Genomic DNA, 17,214 nt, shown 5'->3' with positions numbered 1-17,214 from the left:
CGTCGATTGTATAGGGGGCCGTGTCCGTCAATAGACCACGACACCGCGGATGGACTTGCCGGAATGCATGAGCTCGAAGCCCTCGTTGATGTCGTCGAGGGGCATGGTGTGCGTGATCATCGGGTCGATCTGGATCTTGCCGTCCATGTACCAGTCGACGATCTTCGGCACGTCCGTACGCCCGCGCGCCCCGCCGAAGGCCGTGCCCATCCACTGGCGGCCCGTGACGAGCTGGAACGGGCGGGTGGAGATTTCCTGCCCCGCGCCCGCAACGCCGATGATGACCGACTTGCCCCAGCCGCGATGGGCCGATTCCAGCGCCTGGCGCATCACCTTGGTATTGCCCGTGCAGTCGAACGTGTAGTCCGCGCCGCCGATCAGGTCGCCGTTCCGCTTCGTCATGTTGACGAGATAGGGCACGATGTCCTCGCCGACTTCCTTCGGGTTGACGAAATGCGTCATGCCGAACTTCTCGCCCCATTCCTTGCGGTCCGGGTTGATGTCGACGCCGATGATCATGTCCGCGCCGGCAAGGCGAAGGCCCTGCAGGACGTTGAGGCCGATGCCGCCGAGGCCGAAGACGATGGCGGTGGAGCCGATCTCGACCTTCGCCGTGTTGATGACCGCGCCGATGCCGGTCGTCACGCCGCAGCCGATGTAGCAGATCTTGTCGAAGGGGGCGTCCGGATTGACCTTGGCGAGCGCGATCTCGGGCAGGACCGTGAAGTTCGAGAAGGTCGAGCAGCCCATATAGTGGTGGATCTTGTCCTTGCCGATCGAGAAGCGGGAAGTGCCGTCGGGCATCAGGCCCTGGCCCTGCGTCGAACGGATGGCCGTGCAGAGGTTCGTCTTGCGCGACAGACACGAATAACATTCGCGGCATTCGGGCGTGTAGAGCGGAATGACGTGGTCGCCTTTCTTCACCGAGGTGACGCCCGGCCCGACATCGACGACGATGCCCGCGCCCTCATGGCCGAGGATGGCGGGGAAGAGGCCTTCCGGGTCGGCGCCCGACAGGGTGAAGTCGTCGGTGTGGCAGATGCCGGTCGCCTTCACCTCGACCAGCACCTCGCCGGCCCGCGGGCCTTCGAGCTGCACGGTCATGATCTCAAGCGGTTTTCCGGCCTGAACGGCAACGGCGGCGCGTACGTCCATCTTCGTCTCCCTATGCGGATTCTGTGTCGGGCCGACCATTGCAGAGCAGGTCCGGCCTCTCAAGTGCGGTTTCCGGAAAAAATCAGCCCTGATCTTTTTTGATCAATTTTGCGACCTCGGTTTCGAGCGCGGCGATCGCCTTGCCGGTCTGGTCGTGCAACTGGTGGATTTCACGCAGCTGGCGCAGGAGCGGATGCAGGTGCTCCTCGCCGGAGGGATCCGCCGGCGCCTCGCCGATGCCGGCGATCAGCCAGGAGGGGGAGACCGAGAGAACGCCGGCCAGCATGAACAGCGCCTTCGTCTCCGGCTCGGCATGGTCGCGCTCCCAGCCGCTCACCGTGGCTTCCGGCAGGCCGAGGCGGGCGGCGAGGTCTTCCAGGCCGAGCCCCAGCGCATCGCGCGCCCGCCAGATGCGCCCGCCGAGCGTGTCGCCGTCGGCGCGGCCCGAAGGGAAGGGGATGGTGTTGCTCTCGCCGGGAAAGGTCATCGCGGCCTCCATTGTCCTTGCCGCAAGTCTACAGGCAAGGCGCGAGGCCGGGCTACCTCAAATGCGCCGCCCCGATGACGCGATTTCCGGCATTGCCAGCGTGCGGAAAAGGACTATGCAGAGGCGAACGAAGGAGTCGCAGCATGAACACCACGGCCAGCACCACCGATCCGTCGGGCGCCGGCACGATGCAGGGCGTGGCGCTGATGGCGATCGCCATGCTGCTCCTGCCCTGCATGGACGCCATCGCCAAATACATGGCGACCTTCGCGGACATGTCGCCGGGCCAGGTGACGTTCTACCGCTTCTTCTTCCAGGTGGTCTGCACGATCCCGCTGATCTTCACGGCGGCCGGCAGCGCCATGCTGCGGCCGAAGCGGCCGTGGCTCAACCTGCTGCGCGGCGCGATCCACGGGGCGGCGAGCCTTCTCTTCTTCGCGGCGGTGAAATACATGCCGCTCGCCGACGTCTTCGCGATCTATTTCGTCGAACCCTTCATCCTGACCGCCATGTCCGCGGCCTTCCTCGGCGACAGGGTCGGCTGGCGGCGCTGGCTCGCCATCGTCGTCGGCTTCGGCGGGGCGCTGATCGTCATCCAGCCGAGCTTCGTGCTGTTCGGCTGGACGGCGCTACTGCCGGTCGCCTGCGCCTTCCTCTATTCCATCTATCTCTTCATGAACCGCGCGATCGGCGAGGCCGATTCGCCGCTGACCATGCAAACCATCGCGGGCTTCGGCGGCACGATCTTCATGGGCGCGGCGCTGTTCCTCGGAAATTCGGCCGGCATCGCCGATTTCGAACCCTCGCTGCCGGGCTCGCTCTTCGGCCTCGTCCTGCTCGTCATCCTCGGCGCGCTCTCCGGCTATGCGCATATGCTGGTCGTGCGCGCGTTCCGCATGGCGCCGCTCTCGCTGCTCGCCCCGTTCCAGTATTTCGAGATCATCTCGGCGACCGTGCTCGGCTATGCCATCTTCGGCGACTTCCCGACGCCCTCGAAATGGCTCGGCATCGCCATCATCGTCGCCTCGGGCCTCTTCATCATCTGGCGCGAGCACAGGAGCCGCAGGCTCCGCGCCGACATCGCCTTCGACTGACGGATTTTTCGCGCAGGGCCGAATCTTAACATTTGTTAGGAGATTGCCGCTAGGCTCGATGCAACCTGCCATGACGGCCGGGGAGGGTGGCATGTCGACATCGGTTTCGGTGATCCTGCTTCTGGCGATCAATCTCGGCCTGATCTGGCTGCTGATCGCCGCGCCGGTCGGCCGCCGCACGCTGCACCTCACCCGCATCTTCAAGGCTCCGCCACCGCGCCTCGCTGCGCTCGTCAGCCCGCTCGGCGCCGAGGCGGACTGGCACCCTTCGGTCGTCTCCAGCGAGCGGCTGTCGGCCGGCCGGGTTCGGCAGACCTTCTCCCATCCCGACCGGCGGGGAAACCCGATCACCCGCACGCTGGCGGTGAACGAGGCGGCGGATGCGGAAAACATCGCCTGCGAAACGCGGGTGATCGAGGACAGCGCGCTCGATGCCGCCTTCTGGCGCAATTATGTGGAGCGGCGCACGCTGCGCCCGGTGCCGGGCGGGACGGCCCTGACCGTCGAGCAGACGGACCGCTATCGCGGCGTCGCCTTCCTCCTCTTCCGCTACATCCAGCTCCGCCGGGAGATGGCGGCGCTCGAGCAATGGCTGGAGACCGGCAGCGGCGAGGTGCGCGGCGTGCTGGAGCGCCCGGCGACGCAGGCCGGCCTCGCGGTGCTCTCCACCCTGCTGCTCTGGCCGTTCTTCGGGCTGACTGCGCATGGCCTCCTGCTGTCCACCCTGCTGACGGTGGTGATCGCCCTGCACGAGCTCGGCCACATGGCCGCCTACCGCACCTTCGGGCACCAGCGGGTGCGCATGATCTTCGTGCCGCTGCTCGGCGGCATCGCCGTCGGCGGGCGGCCGTACAATTCGCGGTTCGAGGTGGCGGTCTGTGCCCTGATGGGCGCCGGCATGCCGGCCTTCCTGGTGCCGCCGCTCATCGCGCTGCACGATGCGGCGGGCCCTTCCTCGGGCGCCGTGCTGCTGGTCTTCCTGCTGATTCTCGGCGCCTTCAACCTTCTGAACCTGCTGCCCATGCACCGGTTCGACGGCGGGCAGGTGCTGCGGCAGGTGTTTTCGAGCCGCGTCGGCCTTCTTTCGGCGAGTTTCCTGGTGACGCTGGCGATCCTCTGGGTGGGCTGGCGGATCGGCCTGCCGGTCGGCCTCCTGATCGCCGGCCTTGCGGTCTTCACCGTGCTAAGCCTCATCGGCGGGGGCGGCGTGAAGCCGCGCACGGCGCTCGACCCGATGACGGCGCCGCAGCGCCTGCTCGCCGGCTTCGGCCTCTACGCCGCCATCGTCCTGCACGGCTATGCGATCATCTATGCCTGCGACAGGCTGACGGGCTGACAGTCCGCCTCCGAAACGGTGGGGCCGAAGACATGCTCGAACGAATCGCGGATGCGCACATCCACATCGCTCATCATGACGGGCAGGCCGAGATCGACGAGGCTCGTCACGCCGTAGCCGCGGATGCCGCAGGGCACGATGCCGGAGAAATGGTCGAGATCCGGATCGACATTGAGCGAGAAGCCGTGAAAGCTCACCCAGCGCCGCAGGCGGATGCCGATGGCCGCGATCTTGTCCTCCGCCGGCGAACCGTCCGGCAGGGGCGGACGCTCCGGCCGGCGCACCCAGACGCCCACCCGGTCCTCGCGCCGCTCGCCGCGAACGTTCATCGAGGACAGCGCGTCAATGACGACCTCCTCCAGCGCCGCCACGAAGGCGCGCACGTCCTGCCGCCGCCGCTTGAGGTCCAGCATGACATAGACGACCCGCTGGCCGGGGCCGTGATAGGTGTATTCGCCGCCGCGGCCCGTGGAGAACACCGGGAAGCGATCGGGCGCCACGAGGTCGGCGGCATCCGCGCTGGTGCCGGCCGTATAGAGCGGGGGATGTTCGACGAGCCAGACGAGTTCGTCGGCCTCGCCGTTCGCGATCGCCGCCGCCTCCCTTTCCATCGTTTCGACCGCCTCGTCATAGGCGACGAGACCCTGCGCGACGCGCCAGCGCACCGGCGGCGAGCCGGGAATGGCGAGAAGGGAAGCGGATATGTCCTGACGCTGCATGATGGCCGTCCTTTTCGTTCCTTTGTGCCAGATATAGGCGCAATCCTGCAAGGATTTCAGGGGTTTCAGGGGGCTTGCGCAGGCTCTGTTGAAATTGTTCGCTTTTCGTCATTTTTCTTTCGCAACGGCCTTGTGCACCCCAAATGCTTTTGCTACATGCACCCCCGTCGCCGCAAGACGACACCTACCACGATGCGGTCGTGGCGGAATTGGTAGACGCGCAGCGTTGAGGTCGCTGTGGGGCAACCCGTGGAAGTTCGAGTCTTCTCGACCGCACCAAAAAAACCCGGCTTTTCAGCCGGGTTTTTTGTTTCTGCTCGCTGTTTCGATCCGCACACGGTCCAACGGTGTTGAACGGCGGCGCCCCTCGCTCAGGCGACGATTTCCACGCGGGCTTCCCGCGCCGCCGCGATGAAGGCGAGGCGGGCACGGGCGGCGCTGGTGCGGCCCTCCAGCGCGCGGGTGCAGAAGGCAAGCGCCCGCTGGTAGGCCTTGCCGTAGGTCACCGGCCAGAGCTCGGCCAGGACGTACATCGCATTGCGGATATCCTCGATGAAACGTGGGCGCAGGGCACCCGGCAGCAGGATGCCCAGTTTTCGGTTCCAGTGGGTGGTCGGCATTTGTCTCGTCCCTTCATTCGCGCTTGAGAATGCGGGTCGGGACCGATGGTTCCAAAAAAAATCGCGAGGCGATTCCGCTTCGTGCAGGAGGGGTTTCTCGGTTCAGGCCTTGCCCTTGGCGTACTTCTTGACGATGCGCTCGCGCTTCAGCCGCGAAAGGCGGTCGATCCAGAAGATGCCGTCGAGCTGGTCGATCTCGTGCTGCAGGCAGACCGAGAGCAGGCCGTCGGCCTCCTCTGTCCGCGGGGCGCCGGAAAGGTCCTGGTAGGCGACGCGGATGCGGGCAGGGCGCTCCACCTCGTCGGTCACGCCGCGCATGGAGACGCTGCCCTCCGTGTGGCGCTGCTTTTCCGGCGAGAACCATTCGATGCGCGGGTTCACATAGGCCTTGAGCGAGCCCGGCCCGTCGAGCTCGATCACCGTCAGCCGCTCCAGGATGCCGACATGGGCGGCGGTGATGCCGATGCCGGGGGCGGCCCGCATCGTGGCGGCAAGATCGTCGGCGAGCGTCGCCAGCCGCGCATCGAAGACCTCGACCGGCCGGCAGGGCAGGCGCAGTCGCGGATCGGGGTAGCTGAGGATGGGAAGGATCGCCATGGGGCCTCCGGACGCCGGTTGTGCGCCCTTCCTAGCCTGTTTGCGGCAGGGGGAAAACGCCATGCCGGCGCAAGGCGTCGCGATTCGTGTGATTTTCGTGAAATTGCAACAGCTTGCGAAATTTTTGCGTCCAGCCGGCTTTTGCCGCTTTCGAAGATGGACCGGCCGCGCGCTTTGCTTTAGCAGGGGGGAAGGCAGCGTATCCGCCCGGCGGCGCGCTGCGCCTCAACCCTCTACGCAATCCCTGTCGTCCCAGCGCCGCCGACATGCCGGGCGGGACGAGCCCGATACAAGGAGCGGCCCGATGGACGACACCGGCGACGACGACCGTATCCATCAGGGACAGGCAGAGCACAGTACCTTCGACGGCGAGGACATCTATGCCGAGGACGGTTCGATCCGCTCGGACTTCCTCATGCATGTCGGCGCGGCGATCGCCGACCGCGACCTCCTGTTCCTGCGCCGGCACGTCGCGCGGCTGCACGAATCGGAAATGGGCGACCTTCTGGAGGCCATCCAGCCGGAGCAGCGCCGCCAGCTCGTCTCCCTGCTCGGCGACGACTTCGATCTTGCGGCGCTGACCGAGGTCGACGAGGCGATCCGCCTCGACATCGTCGAGCACATGCCGAACGAGCAGATCGCCGCCGCGCTCGGCGAGATGGATTCGGACGATGCCGTCTACATCCTGGAAGATCTCGACCAGGAGGACCAGGAGGAGATCCTCTCCAAATTGCCGTTCACCGAACGGATCCGCCTGCGCCGCTCGCTGGACTATCCCGAAAGCACGGCCGGGCGCCGCATGCAGACCGAATTCGTCGCCGTGCCGCCGTTCTGGACGGTCGGCCAGACGATCGACTACCTGCGCGAGGACGCCGACCTGCCGGAGAGCTTTTCGCAGATCTTCGTCATCGACCCGACCTTCCGCCTGCTCGGCGCCATCGATCTCGACCGCGTGCTGCGCACCAAGCGCGGCACGAAGATCGAGGCGATCATGCGCGAGACGAACCATCCGATCCCGGCCGAGATGGACCAGGAAGAGGCCGCCCAGCTCTTCGAGCAGTACGACCTTCTCTCCGCCGCCGTCGTCGACGAGAACGGCCGCCTCGTCGGCGTCCTGACCATCGACGACGTGGTCGACGTCATCCAGGAGGAGGCCGAGGAGGACCTGATGCGCCTCGGCGGCGTTGGTGACGAAGAACTGTCCGACACCACCATCGAGACCGTGCGCTCGCGCGCGCCCTGGCTGCTCGTCAACCTCCTGACGGCCTTCGTCGCCGCCTCGGTCATCTCGCTCTTCGAGGCGACGATCGAGGAGATCGTGGCGCTCGCCGTGCTGATGCCGATCGTCGCCGGCATGGGCGGCAATGCGGGCTCGCAGACGATGACCGTCACCGTGCGGGCGCTGGCGACGCGCAACCTCGACATCCACAACGCCTGGCGCGTCGTGCGGCGCGAGGCGGGCGTCGGCCTGCTGCACGGCCTCGCCTTCGGCCTGATGATCGGCCTCGTCGCCGGCATCTGGTTCCATGATGCCAATATCGGCGGCGTCATCGCGGCGGCCATGCTGATCAACATGAGCGCGGCGGCGCTCGCCGGCATCGCCATTCCGCTCTTCCTCGACAAGGCGGGGGCGGACCCGGCCGTCTCCTCCGCGGTCTTCGTGACCGCCGTCACGGATATCGTCGGCTTCTTCGCATTCCTCGGGATCGCGACATGGTGGTTCGCCATCCGCTGAGGCTTTTGCGGGGAACGAATGGCACGATCTTCCGTTGGGATAGACGTCGAAAAGAGCGAAAATTGACTTATACGTAAAAGTCAATAAAATGCCCGCCCAGACGAGATCGGAGCAGGCGTGGACAAGTTTTATACCATAACCGAGCTGACGCGCGAATTCGGGGTTTCCACCCGCACGCTGCGCTTCTACGAGGACGAGGGGCTGATCAACCCCGAGCGCCGCGGCCGCACGCGTCTCTTCCGCCCGGCCGACCGCCGCCTCATCCAGGAAATCCTGCGTGGCCGGCGCATTGGCTTCACCATTGCCGAGATCCGCGACATCATCCGCGTCTACAAGGACCCGCCGGGCGAGGTCGGGCAGCTGGAGATGCTGATGGCGAAGGTCAGCGAGAAGCGCGACGAGCTGCGCCAGAAGCGGCGCGACATCGAGGAAACGCTGGCCGAACTCGACAATGTCGAGGAGGCCTGCCTGACGCGCCTCGCCGAAATCGGCGTCGGCACCTGACCCCTCGTCAGATCCAGCGCGTCGTCCCGTTGCAATAACGCTCGAAATCGATGCCGAAGCGCGAGAGCAGGTGCAGCTCCTCGCGCTTGATGGCGACGATGCTCGTCAGCACGGCGGCGACCATGGCGGTCACGATGCACCAGGGATTGAGCACCGCAAGGCCGATGCCGGCGGTGGCCAGCGTATAGCCGAGATAGATCGGGTTGCGGGTGAAGCGGTAGGGGCCGGACGTCACGAGATGGGTCGAGCAGCGGTTCGGCAGGATCGTCGTGTGACAGTCGAGCAGCGTGCGCATCGCCCAGACATCCAGCACGATGGCCATGACGATCAGGATGCCGCCGGCCGTGCGGGCGATCCAGATGTTCGTCTCGGCCGCCGCGAGCGGAAAATACGCCTGGAGCAGGAAGGCCGCCGCGAGCGCCGCGCCGTAGATCAGCGGGGGCCAGGGAAAGGCGAGTGGCTTCATGCGATAGGCGTTCATGATCCTACTCCTTCAGGTCGGTCTTCGTTTCCGCATCCATCGTGCATTGCGACGAGATCGCGGCGATGCGCTCGTCCTTCGTCACGTCGATCGCACCGCGCGCGAGGTCGGTGAGCAGGTTCTCTTCCGTCAGCCGGTCCAGCGTGCAGCCGCAGAAACTGCGGCAGAACCCGTCGCCGCGCTCGCTTTCGCAGGCGCGCATGCAGCTCTTCGTATAGCCGACGACGGGATCGGCTGAAGGCGCGGGCACCACGAGGGAAAAACCGTAGACCAGTGCGATCAGCACGGGCTGATGGATAAGGTAGATGGCGAGACTGTGGCGACCGGCCGTCTCCAGAAGGCTTTTCCACCAGACTTTCGTCTGACCGCCGAAGCCGGCGAGCCGCTCAGGAAGCGGGCTTGCGACGAAGAGCCTGCCGAGCACGATGCCGATGAGCACCGGGGCGATCCAGGGCAGCAGCGGCACATAATCGTTCGAGCGCGGGATGTCGACCGAAAGCCCGACCCACCAGAGCGCCGGGTGATCGAAGAACGGCGCGCGCAGATAGAAGGGCGCTGCGACGGCGGCGGCGGCGGCAAGCAGCGTCACGACGAGCGGCAGGCGCAGGAAGAGGAGGCCGACGAGGCTCGCCGCGGCAATGGCATGCAGGATGCCGAAGAAGATGAAGGTCTCCGGGAAGGCGAACCAGGTGGCCAGGGTGATCGCCGCCGCCGCCAGCCCGATCTTTCCGAGGCGGACGAGGAAGGGCCTTGCGCGAAAACCCTGGACATGACCGAGCACCAGGCTGAAGCCGACGAGGAACAGGAAGGAGCCGGCGATCAGCCGCGCGAAGATCTTCCAGCCGCCGGTCGTCGCCGTATCCGGCTCGATATAGCCGAAGAAGCCGAGGTCCCAGGTGAAATGGTAGACCGCCATGGCGATCAGCGCGAGGGCACGGAGCTGGTCGATCAGCGGGATGCGCGGAAGGCGGCGCGGTACCGCGCCTTCTCCTGCCACATTGCCGTCAATCACCGTCGTCGTCATGGGTCGGGGTCGCCGCATTGCTTTGGTCCATGGGAGAATGTCACGCCAAGCTTGCGCCGGGCGGATGGCCGAAAGGTGGCCGCCGGGGGGATGTCAGTCGAGCCGTTCGAGAACGGCGAGGCGCGCTTCGGAATAGAACTGCCGGCGCACGAGCACGACGATGATGCTGACCGTCGTCGCGATGAAGAGATAGGGGCTGACGAACCAGCCAAGATAGCCGATCGACAGGAAGATGGCGCGCAGCCCCATGTTGAAGTGTTTTGCCGCGAGGATGTTCATGCGGATGACCTTGTCGGCGGCAAGGTCGGCGCCGGCCGGGTCCTTGTGGATGTCGCCGCTCATCGGGATCGCGCCGAGCAGGATCGTGCAGTAGTTGAAGAGGCGGTAGGACCAGCCGAACTTGAAGAAGGCATAGCCGAAGATGCCCGCGAGCCCGCCGACCTTCAGCTCGAAGCCGGCGCGGCTGCCCTGGAAGACCAGCGGCAGGTCGCTGAAAATGGCGAAGACCTGCTCCGTTGCGCCGAGCAGCGCGAAACAGCCGCCGAGCGCCAGGATCGAGGTGGAGGCGAAGAAGGCCGTGCCGTTCTGCAGGCCGGCCATGATCTGCGTGTCGATCATGCGCAGGTCGCGGTGCATCGCGTTGCGGATCCAGACGGCGCGCTGCGAGCTCATCGCCCGCGTGAGGCTGACGCGATCGAAGAGCTTCGCCCGCTCCGTGATCCAGGAATATCCCGTCCACAGCAGGAGGAAGAGGGCGAGGGCGACGAAATCCGGTGTGCTCATGGCAAGCGTTGTGCCACGGATTCGGCATTTTGCAAGCGTCGCCGGGACGGCGGCCCGGGCCCGTTCAGACCTTGGGCGAAAAGGCGGCGGACCGCTGCCGCGGCTGCGCCGCCCAACCGTCTGATTTTGCGACATGTCATGCGCCTGGCGCGGGGCTCCTATGATCGGGACGCCTTGGTTTCGCCATTTTTGGCGATTGCGGTTTCATGAAATCTTCATTAAACAGACCGCCATGCAGGGCCGCCGCGGCCGTTGCAACGACATCTTCCATTCGGGGAAATCATGGAAAGTACCGTTCAGAAATCCTGCTGGGGCGTCACCGCCCGCGCAGTCCTCGGTTTCGGCGCAGTTCTGGTCATCGCCTATCTTTTCGGCGGCATCTGAAAACACCAGCCCGTCATCCTTACATGAACAGCGTGCTTCCCCGCGAAGCGCGCTGTTTTTGTTTCGAGGGCTGTTGGAAGCGGCATGTCGCGCAGGTAAAACCCGATGTCGGGAGATCGCCTTACGTGCGCCGCGTGATGACGTAGCTTCAGGTATCAGAGCGCCTGCCGAGGCAAGGGAGAAGTCCGGACCATGTTTCTTTCGGTATTCGATGTTTTCAAGATCGGGATCGGGCCGTCGAGCTCCCACACGATGGGACCGATGTCGGCGGCGAACCGCTTTCTCGACCTCATCCTCTCCGCCGACTGGCCGCGGCCGTCGGGCGCGCAGGTCGCGACGATCCGCATGAGCCTGCACGGTTCGCTCGCCTATACCGGCGTCGGTCACGGCTCCGACCGCGCCGTCATCCTCGGCCTGATGGGCGAGCGGCCCGATTCGGTCGATCCGGACCGCATGGACGCCATCGTCGCCGAGGTGGAGCGCACAGGCCGCATCACGCCGCCCGGCCATCCCGGCTATGCCTTCCGGCCGAAGGACGACCTGATCTTCGACAAGAAGAACCCGCTGCCCGGCCATGCCAACGGCATGACCTTCTCGGCCTATGACCGCGACGACCGGCTGCTCCTCAAGCGCATCTACTATTCCGTCGGCGGCGGCTTCGTCGTCACGGACACCGAACTGGAGCAGATGCGCGCCAGCAAGGCGAAGGCAGGCGACAAGAAGGTGCCGTTCCCCTTCGCCTCGGCCAAGCAGATGCTGGAAATGGCGGAGCGCTCCGGCATGACGATCGCCCAGATGAAGCGCGCCAACGAGGAAGCCACCATGTCGCGCGAGGAACTGGATGCCGGCCTCGACCGCATCTGGGGCGCGATGAAGAGCTGCATCGACCGCGGCCTCAAGAACGAGGGCATCATGCCGGGCGGGCTGAAGGTGCGCCGGCGTGCCCGCTCGATCCATGACAAGCTGCAGGAGGAGTGGCGCTCCAACAAGGCGAACCCGCTGCTCGCCAACGACTGGCTCTCCGTCTATGCCATGGCGGTCAACGAGGAGAATGCGGCGGGCGGGCGCGTCGTCACCTCGCCGACCAACGGCGCGGCGGGCGTCGTGCCCGCGACGATCCGCTACTACCTGCATTTCCACGAGGATGCCGACCAGGACGGCATCCGCGACTACCTGCTGACGGCGGCTGCCGTCGGCGGCATCATCAAGCACAATGCCTCGATCTCGGGCGCCGAAGTCGGCTGTCAGGGGGAGGTGGGGTCCGCCTCCGCCATGGCCGCCGCCGGGCTTGCCGCCGTGATGGGCGGCACGCCGGAGCAGGTGGAGAACGCCGCGGAAATCGCGCTGGAGCACCATCTCGGCATGACCTGCGACCCCATTGCCGGTCTCGTGCAGGTGCCCTGCATCGAGCGCAACGCGCTCGGGGCGGTGAAGGCCGTGACGGCCGCCTCGCTCGCACTCAAGGGCGACGGCGTGCATTTCGTGCCGCTCGACGCCTGCATCGAGACGATGCGCCAGACGGGCGTCGACATGAACGAGAAATACAAGGAAACCTCCACCGGCGGCCTTGCCGTCAATGTGGTGGAGTGCTGAGGCTTTCGCCGCGAACGCTGTGGAGTGCGACATGGCGGCCCCTTGACCGGGCCGCCGCAAGAGCGTTCAAAGGGGCATGGCCCTGCATCTCATCAAACTCTGTGTCGGCGCGGACTCGATCGAGGACCTGCGCGAATGGGTGTCCGAACGCTCGCTGATCGCGATCGCCGCGGGCATGGAACCGCATTCGAGCCACATTACCCGCATGGTGCCCAAGCGCGACCGGGACCTGCTCGACGGCGGCTCGCTCTACTGGGTGATCAAGGGCCAGGTGCAGGCACGCCAACGCCTCCTCGGCATCAAGACCTTCACGGATGCCGACGGCATTTCGCGCTGCGAGCTGGTGCTCGGGCCGGAGGTCGTCGAGACCGAGCTGCAGCCGCGCCGCGCCTTCCAGGGCTGGCGCTACCTGACGGAAGACGACGCGCCGCGCGACCTCATGAACATGGGCGACGGCACGGCAGACCTGCCGCTGGAACTGCGGCGCGAGCTCGCCGAACTCGGCCTTCTCTGAAATCCGACGTCCTCGATCGCGTTTCAGGTCTCTTTCCCCGACGGCTTGCCGCATCCCGGCCTCGTTCAACCAACGAGGCTTCCATGCTGAAAACACTCTTCCTTGCCGCCACGCTTCTCGCCGGCGCCGCAACATCCTGCAATGCCGGCGCGCTCGGCGTCCGCGACATCAGGATCGCCGGGTCACCGGAGGGACGCGCGCTCTTCGCGGTCGTCTGGTATCCGACATCCGATACCGGAAAAGCGGCTCCCGTCGCGGAGAACCCCGCCTTTCTGGGCGTTCCCGCGATCCGCGATGCCGGGATCGGCGCGGGCACGCACCCGCTCGTCGTGCTGTCGCACGGTTATGGCGGAAGCTGGCGCAATCTGAGCTGGCTCGCCGGCGAACTCGTCGCGCGCGGCTATATCGTCGCCGCGCCGGACCATCCCGGCACCACGACCTTCGACAGGAGCGCGGCCGAGGCGGCGAAACCCTGGGAACGGCCACGCGACCTCAGCCGGCTCATCGACGCGCTGCTGGAAGACGGGGACATCGCCGATCGCATCGCGGCCGACCGCATTGCCGTCATCGGCCATTCGCTCGGTGGCTGGACGGCCGCGGCCCTTGCCGGCGCGCGGTTCGATGCGGAGCGGTTCGCGGCGGATTGCACGATGAACACGAGCCCGCGTGCCTGCAGCCTTACGGTGGAACTCGGACTGGACGGCACCGGTGCCGGCCGCCAGAAGCTCGAGGGCGAGCTCGGCGATCCGCGCATCGGCGCTTTCGTTTCGCTCGATCTCGGCCTGGCGCGGGGTTTTTCTCCGGAAAGCCTTGCGGCCCTTCGCGTGCCGGCCCTGGTGATCGCGGCGGGCACCGATATCGGCGACATGCCGGCCGAACGGGAATCGGGCTACCTCGCAAGGGCGCTTCCGGCGGCGAGCAGCACCTATGTCGTCATCCCCGACGCCATGCATTTCAGCTTCCTGCAGGTCTGCAAGCCGGGCGCGGCGGAGAGGATCGAGGCGGAAACGCCCGGCGACGGCATCGTCTGCAAGGATGGCGGCATCCGCGGCCGCGCGGCGATCCACCGCGAGGTTGCCGATCGCATCCTCGCCTTCCTGGCCGTCAGCCTGCCGTAGGTGCGCGACGATAGTCGCTCGGGCTCCGGCCGGTGGCCTTCAGGAATTCCCGGTTGAAGTTCGACTTGGTCTGGAACCCGGCCTCAAACATCACGGCGGTGACCGGCAGGTCCGTCTCCGCCAGCAGGCGCTTCGCCGCCTCGATGCGGTAGCCGTTGACCAGCTGCGAGACGTTGCGGTTCTCGCGGCGGTTGACGGCGCCCGAGATCTGGCGGGGCGGAAGGCCGGCACGCCGCGCGATCCGGTTCAGGGTGAGGTCGGGGTCGCGGAAGAGTTCCTTCTCGCGCATCAGCCGGTCGATCGCCTCCACGATGCGGCTGTCGTCTTCCGTCGGCGCGCGCGGCAGGTCGGCAGGGGCCGTCTCGCCGGCAGCGTCCGCCGGCAGGCTGCGCCCGATGGTGGCGACGGCGTAGGCGAGGACGGGCAGGAGAAGAATGTTGCCGGCGGCCACGATCAGCGCGGCATGGTCGCCGCTGTAAAGGCCGAAATCGACGGCGATGAGGAGATCGACCAGCGCCGACACGACGAGCGTGCCGCCCGCCATGCGCGCCGCATTCTCGGCCCGGGCCGTATCGCTCAGCCGCGCTGCGGCAAAGCCGTCCGGCCCGGCCCTGGCGAGGCGCAGCAGGGCGAGCCCGTAGCCGACATAGAGAAGCGCGAGCAGCAGGTCGACCGGCGACCGCCAGACTTGCCAGGTGGCGGACAAGAGTAGAGCAAGGGCGACCGGCAGCAGGTGCAGCCAGCGGGCCCTGCCGCGCTCGGTGTGCCCGGCTGTGAAGCAGAGCCAGGCGATCGGCGGCAGCGCGGCGGCAAGGACGGGCTGGAGAAAGCGCACGAACGGCGCGTCGAACGACCACCGGGCGCCGACCGCGAACGCGACGACCATGCAGGCGGCGACGAAGCCGATGGCAGGCCGCAGCGCGGTTTGGCGCAGCAGCACCAGCTTCAGGAGAAGGACGGCGAGCAGCAGCGCGATGATGAAGGGAAGCGGAATTGCCGGCATGGTCCTGCACAGCGGATGTCAGGCCCCTTTGCAAGGGGCGCGTCGCCGGTTCAGGCGACCCTCAGCGCAGGCGCAGGCGAACCGGATGGCGGCACTCGCTGACGCCGACATGGAGATGGATCCCGGCGGCCGGCTGGCCCGAGCGCCAAGCCCTGGCGCCATGGGCGAGCAGCATGCCGACGAGATCCTTCGTCCTGTTGCGCGAACGGCCGAGCCCGATATCCGCGATCCGCATCGCTGCCTCGTGCAGCGGGTGGAGCGTGCCCTTCAGCGACCTGCGCTTTTCCGCGCCGGCTGCGGGGGGAGCATCGAACAGGTTCTCGTTCATCGCCATGATCTGCCTCGTACGCATTACCCAATCGAGGATGGCAGAGCCGCTTTCGCGACATTCCGCCTGCCTTGCTCCGCAGTCCCGGGATGCACTACCTGTCCGGTGACTGTGCTGGCGCAAGGCGAGATTTGAGGGAGCGCGCCGGTGGTTCGGCGCGTCCGGTCGTTCTTACTGCTGGCTGGCCCAGCAGGCGAAACCCTTGCGCTTCAGCGCCTTGCAGGCGGCCGTCGCGCGGTCCTGGTTGTCGAAGCCGCCGAAGCGGGCGCGGAACAGCTGCTGGCTGCCGCTGTTGACGGCGACCGTGAAGGGCTGCGCGCTGGAAAGCGCCTTGCCGCCCTGGTTCTTCGCCTTGGAAAGCAGGTCCTGTGCCTGGCCCTTGTCGGGCGTCGCGCCGATCTGGATGACCCAGCCCGAGGGCACGGCATCCGTGGCGAGCGAGGCAACGGTGGAGGAGGTGGTCAGCTCGTCGACGGCGCCGCCCGCATCCCCCTGTTCGGTCAGGTCCGCCGGCGGCACGGCCGCGTCGCGCTGGATCTTCAGCGTTGCGGCGAGGGCGCGCTTGCCGACGACTTCCGAAGCCGCGTCCGACGTGGCGGCATAGGCCGTCTCGATGCGGGCCTCATTGTAGCGATAGGTCGGGATCGGGCCGTTCTCCGGCAGGTCGAGGCTGCCGGAAACCGATGCGGTGACCGCCTTGCCGGCGACCTCGGCAGTCAGCGTCGGGGCATCCTTGGTTTCGGCGATCAGGTTGCCGCCGCCGCGGCGCGAGGCCTTCGGCATGTAGGTGGCGATGAGCTTGCGCATCTGCTGGTCACGGGCAGCGCCCGAGCGGCCGCCGATGACGACGCCGACGACGCTGCGCCCGTCGGCCACGGCCGAGGTCACGAGGTTGTAGCCGGAAGCGCGGGTATAGCCGGTCTTGATGCCGTCGACGCCGCGCACGGTGCCGAGCAGCCGGTTGTGGCCGTTGATCGTCTGCTTGCCGAAGCGGAAGCTGCGGACGGAGAAATAATCGTAATATTGCGGAAAGTGCTGGCGCAGCGCGATGCCGAGGCGGGCCTGGTCGCGGGCGGTCGTCACCTGTGCCGTGTTGGGAAGGCCGTTGGCGTTGCGGTAGACGGTGCGCGTCATGCCGAGCGCGCGCGCCTTCTGCGTCATCATGCGGGCGAAGCGCTCTTCCGAGCCGCCGAGGAATTCGGCGAGCGCCGTGGAGGCGTCGTTCGCCGAGCGGGTGATGAGGCCGAGCATCGCCTGTTCGACGGTGATCGAATTGCCGGCGCCGACACCGAGCTTCGTCGGCGGTTCGCTCGCGGCGTTCTTGGAGAAGGGGACGCGGGTGTTGAGGCGGATCTTCCCGGCCTCCAGCGCCTCGAAGGTGAGGTAGAGCGTCATCATCTTGGTGAGCGAGGCGGGATAGCGCAGCGCGTCCGCATCCTCGCTGTAGAGCACCTTGCCCGTCTTGGCGTCGATGACGATGCCGGAATATTTCGGATTGGCTTCGGCCGGGGTGGCGACCGCGACGGTGGCGACCATTCCGATCATCACCAGACCTTTCGCCGCAGTGGCAAATGCCTGGCAGGAGCGGGGGAGGAAATCGAGGAATACGGAACGGGACACTACGTTACTCTTCATTCTCGGATTGCACATGCTGTCCGGACCTGACCGCCCGGATCGACCATTTCCGGCACAGTAGCGAGATAGCGTTACCAATCGGTTTATGATGAATCATTGGTTTC

Annotated in this window: 18 protein-coding genes and 1 tRNA gene; 8 read left to right on the top strand and 11 right to left on the bottom strand. The window is 66.6% G+C overall.

Annotated elements, in window-relative coordinates; translation table 11 throughout:
- Positions 1-27 precede the first annotated feature (27 nt).
- The gene (locus tag AABQ55_RS14140; RefSeq protein WP_244765491.1) at positions 28-1,155 is read right to left on the bottom strand and encodes an S-(hydroxymethyl)glutathione dehydrogenase/class III alcohol dehydrogenase; all 1,128 of its coding nucleotides are present in this window, start codon (positions 1,153-1,155) and stop codon (positions 28-30) included.
- 82 nt (positions 1,156-1,237) lie between these two features.
- Positions 1,238-1,642, bottom strand: a complete 405-nt coding sequence (locus tag AABQ55_RS14135) for a helix-turn-helix domain-containing protein (protein WP_272805449.1) — start codon at positions 1,640-1,642, stop codon at positions 1,238-1,240.
- 143 nt (positions 1,643-1,785) lie between these two features.
- Between AABQ55_RS14135 and AABQ55_RS14130 the strand changes: the two genes are divergently transcribed.
- Together AABQ55_RS14130 and AABQ55_RS14125 are read left to right on the top strand one after the other, a co-directional pair.
- Positions 1,786-2,736, top strand: coding sequence for a DMT family transporter (locus AABQ55_RS14130; protein ID WP_244765493.1), 951 nt, complete (start codon positions 1,786-1,788; stop codon positions 2,734-2,736).
- A gap of 91 nt (positions 2,737-2,827) precedes the next feature.
- Complete coding sequence (locus AABQ55_RS14125) at positions 2,828-4,072, top strand: hypothetical protein (RefSeq protein ID WP_272805448.1); 1,245 nt, start codon at positions 2,828-2,830, stop codon at positions 4,070-4,072.
- On the opposite strand, the gene lipB is transcribed toward AABQ55_RS14125, so the two are convergent.
- Positions 4,045-4,791: a lipoyl(octanoyl) transferase LipB gene (gene lipB, locus AABQ55_RS14120; RefSeq protein WP_244765495.1), complete on the bottom strand. Its 747-nt coding sequence runs from the start codon at positions 4,789-4,791 to the stop codon at positions 4,045-4,047. The genes AABQ55_RS14125 and lipB overlap by 28 nt on opposite strands.
- A gap of 194 nt (positions 4,792-4,985) precedes the next feature.
- Between lipB and AABQ55_RS14115 the strand changes: the two genes are divergently transcribed.
- Positions 4,986-5,070, top strand: a tRNA-Leu gene (locus tag AABQ55_RS14115).
- A 92-nt stretch (positions 5,071-5,162) separates the two neighbouring features.
- On the opposite strand, the gene AABQ55_RS14110 is transcribed toward AABQ55_RS14115, so the two are convergent.
- Both AABQ55_RS14110 and AABQ55_RS14105 read right to left on the bottom strand, forming a co-directional pair.
- A complete protein-coding gene (locus AABQ55_RS14110; RefSeq protein ID WP_272805447.1) occupies positions 5,163-5,411 on the bottom strand; it encodes a DUF982 domain-containing protein in 249 nt (82 codons plus the stop codon).
- A gap of 102 nt (positions 5,412-5,513) precedes the next feature.
- Positions 5,514-6,008, bottom strand: coding sequence for a peptide deformylase (locus AABQ55_RS14105; RefSeq protein ID WP_272805446.1), 495 nt, complete (start codon positions 6,006-6,008; stop codon positions 5,514-5,516).
- Between the two features lie 304 nt (positions 6,009-6,312).
- Between AABQ55_RS14105 and mgtE the strand changes: the two genes are divergently transcribed.
- Entirely contained in the window at positions 6,313-7,743 is a 1,431-nt protein-coding gene (gene mgtE, locus AABQ55_RS14100) for a magnesium transporter (protein WP_244765498.1), read from the top strand.
- A gap of 117 nt (positions 7,744-7,860) precedes the next feature.
- Positions 7,861-8,247, top strand: coding sequence for a MerR family transcriptional regulator (locus tag AABQ55_RS14095; protein ID WP_244765499.1), 387 nt, complete (start codon positions 7,861-7,863; stop codon positions 8,245-8,247).
- Positions 8,248-8,254: 7 nt separating this feature from the next.
- On the opposite strand, the gene AABQ55_RS14090 is transcribed toward AABQ55_RS14095, so the two are convergent.
- The 3 genes from AABQ55_RS14090 to AABQ55_RS14080 form a co-directional block, all read right to left on the bottom strand.
- Positions 8,255-8,728 (bottom strand): methyltransferase family protein, encoded by a 474-nt coding sequence (locus AABQ55_RS14090; protein WP_272805445.1) that lies wholly within the window; start codon positions 8,726-8,728, stop codon positions 8,255-8,257.
- 4 nt (positions 8,729-8,732) lie between these two features.
- Entirely contained in the window at positions 8,733-9,752 is a 1,020-nt protein-coding gene (locus AABQ55_RS14085; RefSeq protein ID WP_272805444.1) for a DUF1624 domain-containing protein, read from the bottom strand.
- A gap of 93 nt (positions 9,753-9,845) precedes the next feature.
- Positions 9,846-10,535 (bottom strand): DUF599 domain-containing protein, encoded by a 690-nt coding sequence (locus AABQ55_RS14080; protein WP_272805443.1) that lies wholly within the window; start codon positions 10,533-10,535, stop codon positions 9,846-9,848.
- A gap of 576 nt (positions 10,536-11,111) precedes the next feature.
- On the opposite strand from AABQ55_RS14080, the gene AABQ55_RS14075 reads away from it, so the two are divergent.
- The 3 genes from AABQ55_RS14075 (at position 11,112) to AABQ55_RS14065 (ending at position 14,144) form a co-directional block, all read left to right on the top strand.
- Positions 11,112-12,512 (top strand): L-serine ammonia-lyase, encoded by a 1,401-nt coding sequence (locus tag AABQ55_RS14075; protein ID WP_244765503.1) that lies wholly within the window; start codon positions 11,112-11,114, stop codon positions 12,510-12,512.
- Positions 12,513-12,588: 76 nt separating this feature from the next.
- Entirely contained in the window at positions 12,589-13,026 is a 438-nt protein-coding gene (locus tag AABQ55_RS14070) for a DUF1489 family protein (protein ID WP_272805442.1), read from the top strand.
- An 83-nt stretch (positions 13,027-13,109) separates the two neighbouring features.
- A complete protein-coding gene (locus AABQ55_RS14065) occupies positions 13,110-14,144 on the top strand; it encodes an alpha/beta hydrolase family protein (RefSeq protein ID WP_272805441.1) in 1,035 nt (344 codons plus the stop codon).
- On the opposite strand, the gene AABQ55_RS14060 is transcribed toward AABQ55_RS14065, so the two are convergent.
- The 3 genes from AABQ55_RS14060 to AABQ55_RS14050 all read right to left on the bottom strand — a co-directional run bounded on the left by AABQ55_RS14060 (position 14,131) and on the right by AABQ55_RS14050 (position 17,125).
- Positions 14,131-15,147 (bottom strand): helix-turn-helix domain-containing protein, encoded by a 1,017-nt coding sequence (locus AABQ55_RS14060; RefSeq protein ID WP_272805440.1) that lies wholly within the window; start codon positions 15,145-15,147, stop codon positions 14,131-14,133. The two genes, AABQ55_RS14065 and AABQ55_RS14060, sit on opposite strands and share 14 nt — an antisense overlap.
- 61 nt (positions 15,148-15,208) lie before the next feature.
- Positions 15,209-15,481 carry a hypothetical protein gene (locus tag AABQ55_RS14055; protein ID WP_272807460.1) on the bottom strand — a complete coding sequence of 91 codons (273 nt, stop codon included), beginning with the start codon at positions 15,479-15,481 and terminating at the stop codon, positions 15,209-15,211.
- Between the two features lie 165 nt (positions 15,482-15,646).
- Positions 15,647-17,125 (bottom strand): D-alanyl-D-alanine carboxypeptidase, encoded by a 1,479-nt coding sequence (locus AABQ55_RS14050; protein WP_272805439.1) that lies wholly within the window; start codon positions 17,123-17,125, stop codon positions 15,647-15,649.
- Positions 17,126-17,214: the final 89 nt, after the last annotated feature.

This window comes from Shinella sp. WSD5-1, assembly GCF_963942435.1.
Classification (GTDB): Bacteria; Pseudomonadota; Alphaproteobacteria; order Rhizobiales; family Rhizobiaceae; genus Shinella; species Shinella yambaruensis.
The sequence above is the reverse complement of the archived record's forward strand: the minus strand, read 5'-3'. Positions and strand labels throughout refer to the sequence as shown.

Excerpts from the sequence above, each read along its gene's own strand:
- AABQ55_RS14125 (WP_272805448.1), top strand. The coding sequence starts at position 2,828 with ATGTCGACATCGGTTTCGGTGATCCTGCTTCTGGCGATCAATCTCGGC.
- AABQ55_RS14050 (WP_272805439.1), bottom strand. The coding sequence starts at position 17,125 with ATGTGCAATCCGAGAATGAAGAGTAACGTAGTGTCCCGTTCCGTATTC.
- AABQ55_RS14055 (WP_272807460.1), bottom strand. The coding sequence starts at position 15,481 with ATGGCGATGAACGAGAACCTGTTCGATGCTCCCCCCGCAGCCGGCGCG.
- AABQ55_RS14090 (WP_272805445.1), bottom strand. The coding sequence starts at position 8,728 with ATGAACGCCTATCGCATGAAGCCACTCGCCTTTCCCTGGCCCCCGCTG.
- AABQ55_RS14080 (WP_272805443.1), bottom strand. The coding sequence starts at position 10,535 with ATGAGCACACCGGATTTCGTCGCCCTCGCCCTCTTCCTCCTGCTGTGG.
- AABQ55_RS14060 (WP_272805440.1), bottom strand. The coding sequence starts at position 15,147 with ATGCCGGCAATTCCGCTTCCCTTCATCATCGCGCTGCTGCTCGCCGTC.
- mgtE (WP_244765498.1), top strand. The coding sequence starts at position 6,313 with ATGGACGACACCGGCGACGACGACCGTATCCATCAGGGACAGGCAGAG.
- AABQ55_RS14085 (WP_272805444.1), bottom strand. The coding sequence starts at position 9,752 with ATGACGACGACGGTGATTGACGGCAATGTGGCAGGAGAAGGCGCGGTA.
- AABQ55_RS14110 (WP_272805447.1), bottom strand. The coding sequence starts at position 5,411 with ATGCCGACCACCCACTGGAACCGAAAACTGGGCATCCTGCTGCCGGGT.
- AABQ55_RS14070 (WP_272805442.1), top strand. The coding sequence starts at position 12,589 with ATGGCCCTGCATCTCATCAAACTCTGTGTCGGCGCGGACTCGATCGAG.
- AABQ55_RS14105 (WP_272805446.1), bottom strand. The coding sequence starts at position 6,008 with ATGGCGATCCTTCCCATCCTCAGCTACCCCGATCCGCGACTGCGCCTG.
- AABQ55_RS14140 (WP_244765491.1), bottom strand. The coding sequence starts at position 1,155 with ATGGACGTACGCGCCGCCGTTGCCGTTCAGGCCGGAAAACCGCTTGAG.
- AABQ55_RS14130 (WP_244765493.1), top strand. The coding sequence starts at position 1,786 with ATGAACACCACGGCCAGCACCACCGATCCGTCGGGCGCCGGCACGATG.
- lipB (WP_244765495.1), bottom strand. The coding sequence starts at position 4,791 with ATGCAGCGTCAGGACATATCCGCTTCCCTTCTCGCCATTCCCGGCTCG.
- AABQ55_RS14065 (WP_272805441.1), top strand. The coding sequence starts at position 13,110 with ATGCTGAAAACACTCTTCCTTGCCGCCACGCTTCTCGCCGGCGCCGCA.
- AABQ55_RS14075 (WP_244765503.1), top strand. The coding sequence starts at position 11,112 with ATGTTTCTTTCGGTATTCGATGTTTTCAAGATCGGGATCGGGCCGTCG.
- AABQ55_RS14135 (WP_272805449.1), bottom strand. The coding sequence starts at position 1,642 with ATGACCTTTCCCGGCGAGAGCAACACCATCCCCTTCCCTTCGGGCCGC.